The 12,524-nt window shown below is 74.5% G+C and carries 12 protein-coding genes; 4 read left to right on the top strand and 8 right to left on the bottom strand.

The features are described from left to right. Positions 1-87: 87 nt before the first annotated feature. The 3 genes from IEZ12_RS20470 to IEZ12_RS20460 form a co-directional block, all read right to left on the bottom strand. On the bottom strand, positions 88-1,530 hold the full coding sequence (locus IEZ12_RS20470; RefSeq protein ID WP_444542895.1) for a WXG100 family type VII secretion target: 1,443 nt from the start codon (positions 1,528-1,530) through the stop codon (positions 88-90). 73 nt (positions 1,531-1,603) lie between these two features. Continuing rightward, positions 1,604-2,062 (bottom strand): DUF2563 family protein, encoded by a 459-nt coding sequence (locus tag IEZ12_RS20465; protein WP_189273391.1) that lies wholly within the window; start codon positions 2,060-2,062, stop codon positions 1,604-1,606. A 140-nt stretch (positions 2,063-2,202) separates the two neighbouring features. Continuing rightward, positions 2,203-2,892, bottom strand: coding sequence for an endonuclease V (locus IEZ12_RS20460; protein ID WP_189273389.1), 690 nt, complete (start codon positions 2,890-2,892; stop codon positions 2,203-2,205). 240 nt (positions 2,893-3,132) lie between these two features. Here IEZ12_RS20460 and IEZ12_RS20455 point away from each other — a divergent pair, with 240 nt between their 5' ends. Continuing rightward, positions 3,133-3,417 (top strand): hypothetical protein, encoded by a 285-nt coding sequence (locus IEZ12_RS20455; RefSeq protein ID WP_189273387.1) that lies wholly within the window; start codon positions 3,133-3,135, stop codon positions 3,415-3,417. A gap of 147 nt (positions 3,418-3,564) precedes the next feature. Here IEZ12_RS20455 and IEZ12_RS20450 read toward each other — a convergent pair whose 3' ends face one another. Beyond that, positions 3,565-4,248, bottom strand: a complete 684-nt coding sequence (locus IEZ12_RS20450) for an RDD family protein (RefSeq protein ID WP_189273385.1) — start codon at positions 4,246-4,248, stop codon at positions 3,565-3,567. Between the two features lie 122 nt (positions 4,249-4,370). Then, positions 4,371-6,107, bottom strand: coding sequence for an RDD family protein (locus IEZ12_RS20445; RefSeq protein WP_189273383.1), 1,737 nt, complete (start codon positions 6,105-6,107; stop codon positions 4,371-4,373). Between the two features lie 420 nt (positions 6,108-6,527). Here IEZ12_RS20445 and IEZ12_RS20440 point away from each other — a divergent pair, with 420 nt between their 5' ends. Further along, positions 6,528-6,947, top strand: coding sequence for an SsgA family sporulation/cell division regulator (locus IEZ12_RS20440; RefSeq protein ID WP_043914168.1), 420 nt, complete (start codon positions 6,528-6,530; stop codon positions 6,945-6,947). A 67-nt stretch (positions 6,948-7,014) separates the two neighbouring features. Here IEZ12_RS20440 and IEZ12_RS20435 read toward each other — a convergent pair whose 3' ends face one another. The 3 genes from IEZ12_RS20435 to IEZ12_RS20425 form a co-directional block, all read right to left on the bottom strand. After that, entirely contained in the window at positions 7,015-8,427 is a 1,413-nt protein-coding gene (locus IEZ12_RS20435) for a glycosyltransferase 87 family protein (RefSeq protein WP_189273381.1), read from the bottom strand. Between the two features lie 424 nt (positions 8,428-8,851). Continuing rightward, positions 8,852-10,231: a sensor histidine kinase gene (locus IEZ12_RS20430; protein WP_189273518.1), complete on the bottom strand. Its 1,380-nt coding sequence runs from the start codon at positions 10,229-10,231 to the stop codon at positions 8,852-8,854. 17 nt (positions 10,232-10,248) lie between these two features. Beyond that, complete coding sequence (locus IEZ12_RS20425) at positions 10,249-10,953, bottom strand: response regulator transcription factor (RefSeq protein WP_083462505.1); 705 nt, start codon at positions 10,951-10,953, stop codon at positions 10,249-10,251. 167 nt (positions 10,954-11,120) lie between these two features. Here IEZ12_RS20425 and IEZ12_RS20420 point away from each other — a divergent pair, with 167 nt between their 5' ends. Both IEZ12_RS20420 and IEZ12_RS20415 read left to right on the top strand, forming a co-directional pair. Further along, positions 11,121-11,726, top strand: coding sequence for a hypothetical protein (locus IEZ12_RS20420; protein WP_189273379.1), 606 nt, complete (start codon positions 11,121-11,123; stop codon positions 11,724-11,726). 80 nt (positions 11,727-11,806) lie between these two features. Further along, positions 11,807-12,301, top strand: a complete 495-nt coding sequence (locus tag IEZ12_RS20415; RefSeq protein WP_229847726.1) for an Lrp/AsnC family transcriptional regulator — start codon at positions 11,807-11,809, stop codon at positions 12,299-12,301. The last annotated feature ends 223 nt before the right edge of the window (positions 12,302-12,524 follow it).

Genomic DNA, 12,524 nt, shown 5'->3' with positions numbered 1-12,524 from the left:
CACACCCCACTCGTTGAAGCGGCCGCCCCACAGACCATCGGATCTGCGGGACGGCCGGTTGCGTTCGACAGTTCTACTGACCGAGCGTCATTCCACCACGTTCGGGTTGACCTGATCGCCCGATGCCCAGGTTTCCTCATCTTCGACGAGGTAGTCCGGACGGTCCTTGCCGCGCTTCTTGTCCTTCTTGCCGGCCTGGCCCTGGCCGCCCATGCCACCGCCGTGCCCGGCACCCGCCTGTCCCGGGCCGCCGGCCTGGCCCCCTGCGCCCCCTTGGCCGAAGCGGTTGCGGCCGATGCCCGACCCGCCCTCGGTGAACGCTCGTCCGCCGGCAGTGGCGTGGGTCGACTCGCCGACCACGCCACCGGCCTTGCCGGTCAGGTTGCCGCCGGAACGCGCGCCGATTCCGCCGCCGCCCGCACCGCCACCGGAGCGTGCCCCGGCACCGCCGGCACCGCCGCCGGCACCGCCGCCTGCACCGGCACCCGGGCCACCGCTGCCACCCAGACCGCCAGAACCGAAGGTGCCGGCCTTGGAGACGCTGTTGCCACTGAATCCGGCGCGGCTGGTCCCGATACCGGAACCGCCGCCGAGCAGTCCGCCTTCGCCACGACCGATCGAACCGCCACTGGCACCACCGGCCGGCCCGAGCCCGCCGCTGCCGGACGGGCCGTGCACTCCGCCGGCTCCGCCGGTACCGCCGATCGTCCCGGTGCCCCCGCGAACACCACCGTTTCCGCCCAGAGTGCCGTCAATGCCCGTGCCCGGGCCCTTCGGCTGCGGAACCGGATTGGCCGTTCCGCCGGAGATGCCCGCGTCGGTAGGACGAATCACGGCCGGCTTCAGCTTCGGAGCCTGCGGCGTCCGGTTGGTCACCGGGCCCTGACCGGAGACGCGAGATCCGGACGAGCCCGTCGCCCCGACGCCGCCAGGCCCGGCAAGTCCGGCCCCGACGCCCATGATCAGAGCACCAAGGGCAGAGGTGCCGCCATTGTCCGGCTGCGGCAGGTCCTTGGAATCGTCGAAGGGAGGCCTCAACGGCCTCAGGTAGTTGGTGGTGGCGCGGTAGCTGGCCGCCAGGGTCTGCATCACCGTGACCGCCTCCTGCTTACGCGTGTCCGCGACGGCAGTGCGGGTGTCCTCGTTGTCGATGCCGACCGTCTGCTGGGCGGTGTCGCTGATCGCGTCACCCACCTTGTCCCAGAGTCCCGGCTCCTCGGGCATGTCCCGCTTGGCCTTGTCGATGGCCTCGGACATCATCTCCAGCGCGTTGGCAGCGTCGTTGGAGTAGGCCGCGACGGTGTTGACGTCATTGGCGAGCGACGTCATCCGCGAGTAGAACGCATCGCTGGTGTCACCCTGCCAGGAGTCACTGGCATCGGCAGCCGCCGTGTTCAGCGCGGTACGGATCTGCTTCAGGGTGTTGGTGGCACGACGCCAGGGATCGGCGGCAGCCATGACCGCGCCGGAGTCCATCGACTGGACCATGCTGCGCATCTGTCCATGGCTGTAGCCACTGAAGTTGGTCATGTCGGTCACGATTGGCTCCCCTCACACCGAACAGTGCCTCGCCCGGCGACCGGTCCCGTTGTCTTCCGCATGCTCACCACTGCGGCCTCGGCTCTCCGCTTCCGGCCGGTGAGACGTTCCCGACCGGCGGTGCTGCCTGCGGTGCCGCCGCGGTGGTGCGCTGGGTCGAGGTCACAGGGCTGGGGGCCACAGTGGACCAGCCGTCACTTGCCAGCTTCAGGTGCTTGCTGGCGTTGTGCTCCTGTTCCTCGTAGTTGGTCGCAGTCCGGTCCGCGTTCTTCTGCGCATCGTCGATGAGCTCCTGAAGGTGGTCGAGGACCCCCTTCAGTCCGTCCCGCATGTCGCCGTACTTGGCGTGCAGCGCCTGCGCCTCCGCGAAGCTGCCGAACGCCGTCGGGCTCAGCCCCGTCTGGCCGTGCACCTTCGCGCCGCCCGCGCCGTCCTCGAACTCCTTGAGCAGTCCTCGGACTTGCGTCGCGAACGCGCGCAGGCTGTCGACCTCTACCTGGTAGCCCTTGCCGCCTGTGCTCATGTATTCGTACCTCCCCCGTACCTGCTGCCCGCTGGACTGCCCGCTCGACCGCCTGGGGCCTGATGGAAAGTTGGCTCCAGTCCATATGTCTAACACATGGAACGGTCCGTCAAAACGCCCCCTGGTGAAGGGAGGTGGGGTCAGGGGGCGGGGACGGTGGCGGCAAGGGCCCGGCGGCAGAGGGAGTCGGCGCGGCGGGTGGTTTCGGGGAGGCGGTAGGAGGGGGTGAGTGCGAGGGTGACGGCGGTGGCTTCGGGTAGACCGATGCGGTGGCCGACGGAGAGGAAGACGGGCTTGACGCCCTGCCGGGTCCGGACGGCGCGGCCGACCGTCTCGGGGCCGTCGAGGAGCGGGGACCAGTCGCCGCGGCGGTCGCCGGGCGGCTCGTGGGTGAAGGTGAAGGGGGTCTTGGCGATCCCGAGGGTGGGCAGGCCGGTGTGGACGCCGAGGTGGCTGGCGAGGCCGAGGCGGCGGGGGTGGGCCAGGCCGTAGCCGTCGCAGACGATCAGGTCGGGGGTGCGGGTGAGCCGGGACAGCGCGTCGAGGACGGCGGGGAGCTCGCGGAAGGCGAGCAGTCCGGGGAGGTAGGGGAAGGCCACCCGGCCGACGGCGGTGACCTGTTCGACGACGTCGAGGGTCGCGTAGTCGAGCAGGACGGCCGCTGCGGCGACCACGTCGCGTTCGTCGTCGTAGGCGACGTCGACGCCGGCGATCAGGGTGCCGGGGCGGCGCGGGGGTTCGGGGCCTTCGGGGACGACCAGGGGGCGCAGGCGTTCCTGTTCGGCGCGGGCGGCTTCCGCGGTGGTGGGCCAGTCGGCGGGGACGGTCACGGCGACTCCGGGCGGGTCGGGTACAGGTGGCACGGGGCGGCCACCCACCCCGGTGTTGTCCGTGTGCACGCTATCGCTCGGGGCTGCGGGGCGGAGACCGAGGGCCCGGCGCCGAGCGGCGTGAGCCTGTGCGCCCCCTGTGCCCCCGATCAGCTCAACTCCCAAAGGCTAGGCTGAACTTACCGAACGGGCCGGAGAAACCCGACCCGGGCCCAGTCCCCGCGCGAAGGGTTGACCGCCATGACGCGCCCCACCGCCCCGTCGTCCCGCGCCGTCCGCCCGTCGGCCGCCGCCCGTCCCGGCCCGGTCCAGGTGGTTCTCGGCGCCCTGATCGCGGCGACCGCCACAGTGGTCCTGCTGGCGGTGTCCGGGGAGACCGGCGTGTGGCGGGTCGCGGTGCTGGTGGCGTTCGCGGTCGCGCTCGGGACGCTGTCCGCCGTCCTGCTCACCACCCGTCCGCGGGTGCCGGCGGCCGCCCACGCGCCGCCGGCCCGCCGACCCGAATACGCCCACCAGTCCCGGTAGCCGCGCCCCCGGAACCGGTGGCCGGACGCAGCGACTCCCGGGCCCGCGGCAGGTCGATGACTGCCACGGGCCCGGGGCCCAAGAGAACCCGGCCCAAGAGAACCCAGCCCAAGAGAACCCACCACGCCGAACCGAGCCGGGCGCCCGTCAGGCGGTGGAGACCACCACCGTCTTGGCGGCCTTGTCGTGGATGCACTGGCGGTAGGGCTTGTCGAAGACACCGAACAGGCCGTCGACGGGCCACCAGAGGCCGCCGCAGCAGAGCAGGGCGGGAACGACGAAGGTCGCGGCGCGGGTCCAGGCGGCGCCGGCGGTCGGGGACGAGCCGTCGGCGAGCATCGCGACCCGGACCTTCATCAGCTTCTTGCCGAGGGTCTGGCCGTCCCGACTGAGCATCAGGCCCTGGTAGACCAGGAAGATCAGGTAGCCGAGCCAGGCCGAGCCGACCCAGCCGTCCTGCCGGCCGAAGTTGACGAACGGCAGCAGCACCAGGACGGCGACCGCCTCCACCATGATCCAATCGACCACGGTGGCGACGATCCGGGCGCCCCAGCCGCCGAGCGCCGGCATTCCGGGGATCGGGCCGGGGCCGGGCGCGCCATAGGGCGAGCCGTACGGGTCGCCGGGGGGCGGGGTCTGACCGGGCGGCGGGCCGTAGCCGGGCGGCCGGTTGTCGTAGGGGGAGCCCGATCCGGGCGGCGCACCGTACTGGCCACCGTAGCCGGGCGGCGTGTCGTACGGGCTGCCCCCCGACGGCGGCTGCTTGTCGAAGGAAGGCTTGCCGCCCTCCTCCTCCGGCTCGGTCCCAGAGGGGTCGTCGTGGGTGCTCATGGCACGAGTAGAACACCGCGATTACTACGATGTTGGGACATTTGCGCCGTTTCCGTCCCTTTCGGCGACCGTCGACCGAGCGGCCGACGCACCGGACCGAGAGCACGCCGGGTAACCCGCCGTCAGCGCCGCACCACCCGCACCACCCGGGTCCGGGCCGCCCGGTCGTGCCAGCCGCGCCGGGCCGGACGGTCCAGCAGCGGCGCGAACAGGCCCACCAGCAGGACGGTGCCGAGCCCGCCCACCAGCCAGCGCAGCAGCGCCCGTCCGAAGCCCGGCGGACGGGCGCCGCCCGCGGCGACCACCCGGATCCGGGCCAGCCGCTTGCCGAAGGTCTGGCCGGTCCGTGCGACCGGCAGCACCTGGTAGAGCAGGGCGAACAGCAGCAGCACGCCGAGCACCACGCCCAGCCGGCCCAGCACCACCTGGTCCAGCAGCCACACCTGGTGCTGCCGACCGGTCAACCGGGCGGCCAGCTGCGCCTGGGCGATCTTCTTCTGGACGTGCGCCGAGACCGTGGCCGCCATCGGCACCGCGACGGCCGCCCCGACCACGAGCGTCACCGCCCCGTCCACCAGCCACCCGAAGGTCCGCGCCGCGAGCCCCGCCGGGACGGGCGCCGGCGCGGCCGCCCGGCGCTGCTTCCCGCCGTCACCGCCGCGCACCCGCGCCACGGGACGCTCCTCGGCCGGGGCGACCCGCGGCCCCGCCTCGCTCTCGCGCGGCGGCCGCACCCGCTCGCTGGTGACGTGGGCCGCCCGCGGCTCCCGCGCGGCCCGCTCCAGAGGGGACTCGACGGCCTCGTCGAGCGCCGCGTCGACGCCCCAGGACACCCGCCGCGGCGCCTCCCCGGTGTCCATCAGGCCGCGCTGCGCCCGCGGGTCCGCCCGCCAGCCCGTACCGGCGGCCGGCTCGGCGTCGTGCGCCTCCTCCGCCGGCGCGCCCGGGCCCGAACGCGCCTCCCCCGCGCTCCGTCCACGCAGCGGCTCGTGCGGGGCCGGCCGCTCGTACGCCGGCCGCGGCTCGTACAGCGGCCCGGGCGCGGCCGACATCCCCACCGAGCCGTCGCCGCCCGCCCCGCCACCGCCGCCGTGCCAGGGCGTCCCGCCGAGCGGCTGGGCGGGGCGCGGCGCGACCTCCTCCACGATCACCGGCTCCTGAACCGCGTCCTGAACCGCTTCGCGCACTGCGTCGCGCACCGCGTCATGAACCGCGTCCAGCAGCTCGGCCGCCTCCGGGACCGCGCGCCGCTCCCGGACGGCACGCGCCTCCCGACCGTCCCCCACCGGCCCGCGCGGCGCCACCACCACCGCCTCGGGCGCCGGCACCGCCTCCGACACCGGGGCAGGGGCCGGGACCGACACCGGGCCCAGGCGCAGCGCGGCGGCGGTGGCCCAGGACTCCGCGGCAGCGGGCTGGAGTCCGTTGCCGGTGACGGCCCAGGGGGCGGGCTCGACGGGGCGCAGCGGCGCCGTCCCGGTGCGCGGGCGGATCTCGACGGCGGCGGGCGGGGGTTCCACCGGATCGGGGTGGGCGGGCATGTTGAACGCGGTGTGCGCGCCGGTCTCGTCGAGGTAGATCGGGCCGGTCTCGATCAGCGGGCCGGTGGGCGCGACGGGGGCGAGGCCGGGCGGGACGCTGTAGGGCGGCGGGCCGATGTAGCGGGCGACGAAGCGCGGGGGCTGGAGCTGTTCGCCGGGGGCGGGGGCGGCCCGGCTGGTGCCGGGGACCCAGGCGTGGCCGGCCCAGTAGCGGACGAAGCCGGGTACCGAGGGGTCGGGGTAGTAGCCGGGTGCCCCGGCTTCGGCGGGCACGGTCGTGCCGAGCATGGGTGCTGCGGTGGGGAGCCGGTCCGTCATTGCCTCTTCCTTCGTACCGGCACCGCGGCGTGCAGGTGTGCGGATGTGCGCAACAGGGCCGCCGCGGGCGGAGAGTCGCCGGGCAGTCACAAAGAGTAGTACCTGGAGGGGCCCGGTCCGCCCGGTTCATCGGAACTCGTGAAACGGGTGGAACGGGACGGACTCGAGTGGTACGGCGCGAGTCCTGGGAGTCGGGTCGGTCGCGCCGGGGCCGCGGTCGGCCGGTTCGGTGTCCTGTCCGGTGTCCTCTCCGGAACAACCGGGGCGGCGGGGAAAAGGTTCTGCGGAAAGTCCGTCGGAAAAGTTCTCGGAAACCCGTGTAAGAGTGCGCGGCGCCCGCCCTCTCTCCGGGTGTGCGGCCGATCGGCGGCCCCACGCGGAGGCGAGCGGCCTCACACGGAGGCGAGAGGGTGAGCGGCCATGGCCGGACAGTCGACCGGAGTGGTGGAGCAGGAGCTGGAGCTGGAGCTGGTGCTGTCGCCGGAGCGCAGCGTCCCGGTGCCGGCGCGGTTGTCGTACGGGAGCCACGACCCGTTCGCGGTGTACGTGACCTTCCACCTGGACAGCGGGACGCCGGTCACCTGGGTGTTCGCCCGTGAGCTGCTGGTGGAGGGAACGTTCCGGCCGTGCGGCCAGGGCGACGTCCGGATCTGGCCGACCCGCGCGGGGCGGCGCAGCGTGCTGTGCATGGCGCTGAGCTCGCCGGCCGGCGACGCGCTGCTGGAGGCGCCGCTGCCCACCGTCGCGGCGTGGCTGGAGCGGGCGCACCGGCTGGTGCCGCCGGGCGCCGAGCTGGCGGCGATGGACCTGGACGGCTCGCTCGCCGAGCTGCTGGCATGACAGCCCGGGCCGGGAGCCGCGCCGACGAGCGCACCGGGGCCCGCGCCCGCCCCGGTCGCGTCGGTGCTCAGTGGGCCGCGGGGGCCTTCTGGGTGCCGGTGCTGCCGAGCCCGTCGAGGTCGGCGCGCGGGGCGGGGAGGCGGACCAGCGGGGCGCCGGCGGCGCGGCGGCGGGAGTGCACGCGCAGTGCGGCGACGGCCAGGAAGCACAGGCCGAGCAGGGGGTAGACGGAGGCGGGGGCCTGGCTCAGGAGCGACAGGTGCAGGTCCAGGTCGCCCTTGTGCGGGACGATCCACATCGCGAAGGAGAGGAAGCCGAGCAGGGTCAGGCCGAACACGATCCGCCAGCGGAAGCGCCGGACGGCGGCGGGGCGGGAGCGTTCGTGGGCGGCCTCGGCGGCCAGCAGCACCAGCATCGGCACGCACCACACCCAGTGGTGGGTCCAGCTGATCGGGGAGATCAGCACGGCGGTGACCAGTGCGGCGCACACGCTCCAGGCGTCGGCCCGGGGCGACCAGCGGGCGCTGCGGTGCGCCCAGACGGCGATGCCGAGGCCGGCGACGGCGACCAGGGCGGCGAGCGCGGTGGCGGGCAGTCCGGGGTTCTCGGTGTGCAGCAGGCGGGCGACCAGGCCGCTCAGCGACTGGTTGTCGACGATGACGGTCTTGCCGACCCGGGTGGAGTCGAAGAGGTACGTGGTCCAGAAGCCCCGGGTGGCGTCCGGCAGGACCAGCGCGCCGATCAGGAAGGTGCCGACGAAGGCGGCGCCGGCCACCAGGGCGGCCCGGATCCGGCCGGTGATCAGCAGGTAGACGGCGAACAGGCCGGGGGTGACCTTGATGCCGGCGGCGAGGCCGATGGCGAGGCCCTTGGAGCGGGCGTGGTCGGAGCGGGTGAGGTCCCAGAGGATCAGGCAGGCCAGGGCGAGGTTGATCTGTCCGTAGCGCAGGGTGGTGAAGACGGGTTCCAACCAGACGCCCAGTCCGGTGATCAGGATCACGCCGACGGGGCGCAGTTCGCGGCGCGGCCAGCCGACCAGCTTGAAGGACAGGTGGGCGAGGGTGGCCAGCAGGAGCAGGTTCCCGAGAGTGACGGCGACCCGCAGGAACGGGATGCCGAACCAGGTGGTCGGCACGAACAGCATGGCGGCGAACGGCGGGTAGGTGGCGGGCAGGTCCCACTCGGTGACCCGGAGCGCGTACAGGTCCTGGCCGTGGGCGACGGCGGCGCCCTCGGCCCGGTAGACGATCATGTCGACCATCGAGGTGCCGACGAAGTGCCGCAGGACCGCGTAGCCGAGCAGGGAGACCAGGGCGACGGCGACGGCGGTGCGCAGCTGCCGCCGGGGGGCGGCGCGCAGCGCGGCGGTGATGTCGGCGAGCAGGCGGGCGGGTGCGGTGAGGGCGCGCTGCCAGGCGGGGACGGGTGGTTCTTCGGGTCCGCCGGAGGGTGTGGCGCGTTCTGCTTGCACCGTGGTCACTGTGTTGCTCCGTCCGCCGTCGACCTGCGCTGGGCCAGCAGCCGACACTACCCGACCTCCCGGTTCGCGCCACCGGTCGCGATCGTCGCGGGGCGCGCCCGGGAGACGCGGGTCCGGTCGCGGTCGCCCCGGGCTCCCCGCCGGGGGCCTGCGGCGCGGTCACGGGGAAGGGTGACCGCGCGGGCTCGGCCCCGGCCCGGGGCGACCGCCGGTTCCGGGTGGCCGCGTTCCCGGGGTGCGGCCCGCCGATGCGGACGGTGATCGGCGTGCGGCCGACCCTGGCCGCGTCGGCGGGCCGCAATCGCGCGGCCGGGGCGGCATCAGGCGCCGCTGAGGCGGTACTGGGGAGTACTTAAGGAAGAGGAGCGACACCAGCTGTCGCCCCCGCGGTAACAGCTGCTGTGTCGGTGTCATCGGCCTGTGGTCAGTCCTTGCGGATGAGGCGGCCGGAGCGGCGCCGTTGCTGGCGCGGCAGTTCGACTTGGGTGCGGGTGTTGAGCCGCACCCCGATCTCGGCGCCGCCGAGGGCGGCGGAGCGGCCGAGGGCGACGTCTCCGCCGGTGCTCTCGGCGAGTTTGCGGACGATGTCCAGGCCGAGGCCGGTGGAGCCTTCGCCGCCGTGGCCGGCGCCGCGGCGGATCGCCGGGGCCGGGTCGGCGAAGCCCGGTCCGGCGTCGCCGACCAGGACGGTCACGCCGTCCTCGGTGACGGTCAGGTCGACGGCGAACGCGGTGCCGACGGCGGTGTGCCGGAACACGTTGCCGAGCAGCGCGTCGACGGCGGCGGCCAGGTCGCCGCGCTGCACGGGCACGGGCGCCGGTTCCCGGTCGCCGGCCAGTTGCCAGGGCCGGCCCTCGTCCTCGGCGAGGGCGGACCAGAACGCGACGCGTTCGCGGATCACTTCGACGGCGTCGCAGCCGAGGACGACCGGCGGGGCGTCCACCGGGTCCCGGCGGGCGGTGCGGATGATCTGGTCGACCTCGCGTTCGAGCTGGGCGACGGCGTGCCGGGTGGCGTCGGCGGCGTCGCCCGCGCCGAGGGCGGCGGCGTTGAGCCGGAGCACGGTGAGCGGGGTGCGCAGCCGGTGCGACAGGTCGGCGGCGAGCTCCCGTTCGGCGGCGAGCAGGTGGACGACGCGGTCGGCCATGGCGTTGAACGCGTAGGCGGCTTCGCGGAGCTCTTCGGGTGCGCCCGCCGCCTCGGGCCCGTCGATCGGGACCCGGACGGCGAGGTTGCCGGAGCCGAGCGAGCGGGCGGCGGTGGCGAGGCGGCGGGCGGAGCGGACGATTCGGGCGCCCATCCGGTCGGCGACCGCGACGGACACCGCGACCAGGGCGAGCGCGACGCCGGAGAGCACCAGCCAGGCGGTGCCGACGCCGCGCGACAGATCGGCGTCGGCGACGAACACCTCGACCATGGCGACCCGGCCGTTGTCGACGGCGACCGGCTGGAGCAGCGCGTAGCCGCCGGCGGTGCGGACGGTGCCGCCGCGGGAGCGGCCCTGGGTCTCGGCGGAGCCGAGCTGCCCGGCGTCGACCCGGGTGTGGCCGACCACCGGGCCGCCGGGCAGGTGGACGGCGAGCCGGTCCTCGGCGCCGGCGTCGGTGGAGGCCAGGGCGCGGGCGATGGCGTCCTGGTCGGTGGTGATGGCGAGCGCGGGGCCGAGGGCGGCGGCCTGCCGTTGGGCGGCGGTGAAGGCCCGGTCGCGGGCGGTGTGCTGGACGACCAGGCCGAGCGGGATGAGGAACGCCAGCGCGACCATGACGGTGCCGGCGACGGCGGCCTTGACCATCGCCCAGCGCAGCGAGCGGAGCAGGCGTTTCACGGCGCGCACCCGACCGGTTCCGAGGGCGCCTCCAGTCGGACGCCGACGCCGCGCACGGTGTGCAGGTAGCGCGGGCTGGAGGCGGTCTCGCCGAGCTTGCGGCGCAACCAGGACAGGTGGACGTCGATGGTCTGGTCGCCGCCGTAGGTCTGCCGCCACACCTCGGCGAGGATCTCCTTGCGCGGGACGACCACGCCGGGCCGGGCCGCGAGGAACGCCAGCAGGTCGAATTCGCGCCGGGTCAGGTCGAGCCGTTCTCCGTCGAGCAGGGCCTCCCGGCGCTGCGGGTCGATGGCGAGGCCGCCGACCCGCAGGATCTGGGGGGCCATCAGCGAGCCGCCGCCGAGCCGGCGCAGCACGGCGGCCATCCGGGCGGTGAGGTGCTCGCCGGAGAACGGTTTCACCAGGTAGTCGTCGGCGCCGTCGTTCAGCAGCCGGACGATCTCCGCCTCGTCGTCGCGGGCCGTGGAGATGATGACCGGTACGTTGGTCAGTCCGCGGATCATCTTGAGCGCCTCGCTGCCGTCCAGATCCGGCAGGCCCAGATCGAGGATCACCAGGTCGCAGCCGACCTGGGCGACTTCCCGCAGCGCCTCCAGGGCGGTGCCGACGGAGCGCACGGCGTGGCCGGAGTCGGCCAGATGGCGGATCAGGGCGGAACGCACAAAGGGGTCGTCCTCGACCACAAGCACTGTTGCCATGGGGCTGCACGGTACGGCATCGCGACCAACTGGTCTGTACCTTGGGTGGCCCTGGCGGGCGCGGGCAGCTGTCTGACGGGTCCTCTGGGGGCGTGATCTGCAAGGTTGCTGAGGATTGACCGGGGCACTGACCTGCTCGTGACCTGAGTACGGCAGGATGGCCCGCGATGCGGAGCGGATGGGTTCAACTGGGCGCCTGGACGGCAGCCACCGGGGCGGCGGTGGCGCTGTCCTGGCTCGGCGTGCACGCCGTGCTGGCCGACACGGTGTTCGAGGGCCCGGTGGCGCTTCCGCTGCCGTCGGCGGCCTCGCCGGAGCCGGGGACGGCGGCGACCGCGCCGCCTCCCGCGGCGACGGGCGCCCCGCCGACCGACCCGGGCGCCTCCGGCGGCCCCGGCGGTCCGGGTTCCGCCGGCACGACGGCGACCCCGCGCCCCGGTCCCGACCCGGACCCGCCCGCGAACCCGGGCGGGGGCCCGAGCCCGAGCCGCGGTCAGGCCTCGCCGTCGCGCAGCACCGCGGCGATCCGCGCCACGCCGAGCAGCACGACCGGGACGGTGAAGAGCTACCTGATGCCGGGCGGCCGGGTGGCGCTCGACATCCGGGAACACGACGTGCAGCTGGTGTCGGCGACCCCGGAGGCGGGCTGGGCGATGCAGGTCTGGCACGGCGACCAGTGGCTGCGGGTCAACTTCAGCAAGGACGACCGGGTCTCCTACCTGATCGTGACGTGGAACGGCTACCAGCCGGACGTGCAGGTCGTCCCGGGGTGACGTGCGGCTCAGTGGGCTGACGGGCAGGCCGCGCCGACCCCACAATGTCGGTCGACGCCCGCACCACCGAGGAGCCGCCCGTGCCCCCGCAGCCCGATGCCATCGACGCGCTGGACGGAAGACTGATCCGGCTGCTCGCCGAGGAGCCGCGGATCGGGGTGCTGGAGTGTTCGCGCCGCCTTCAGGTGGCGCGCGGCACGGTGCAGGCCCGGCTGGACCGGCTGCAGGCGCGCGGGGTGATCGGCGGGTTCGGCCCGCAGGTGGACCCGGGGGCGTTGGGCTACCCGGTGACGGCGTTCGCGACGCTGGAGATCTCGCAGGGGCAGGGCACGGTCGTACGGGCGCACCTGGCGGCGGTGCCGGAGGTGCTGGAGCTGCACACCATCACCGGTCACGGCGACATGCTGGTGCGGATCGTGGCCCGGTCGAACGCCGATCTGCAGCGGGTGATCGACCGGGTGGTGGGCTTCGACGGAATCGTCCGGGCGTCCACCGCGATCGCCCTGGAGAACCCGGTGCCGTACCGGATCCTGCCGCTGGTGGAGCAGGCCGCGGGGGCCCCGGACCGGTCCTGACGGAGGGCCGCCCCGGGCGTCCGGGCGTGTCCGCAGGTGACGAACGCCGCGTTATGACATATGCCTATGGCTCGTGCAGGCAATCAACGCAAGTGTGAACCCCGGGGCCGCCCCCGGTCCGCCGTCCGCCCTCCGCGCCGCCGGGGCGCCGCGGTGAAGCGGGGCACCGAGGCGCCCACCCTGATCGCCTCCGCGCAACGCGCCCTGCGACTGTTGGAGGCCG

This window comes from Kitasatospora griseola, assembly GCF_014648555.1.
In the GTDB taxonomy this organism is placed as follows: domain Bacteria; phylum Actinomycetota; class Actinomycetes; order Streptomycetales; family Streptomycetaceae; genus Kitasatospora; species Kitasatospora griseola.
Note: the sequence above shows the minus strand (reverse complement) of the source record. Positions and strands in the feature narration are given on the sequence as shown.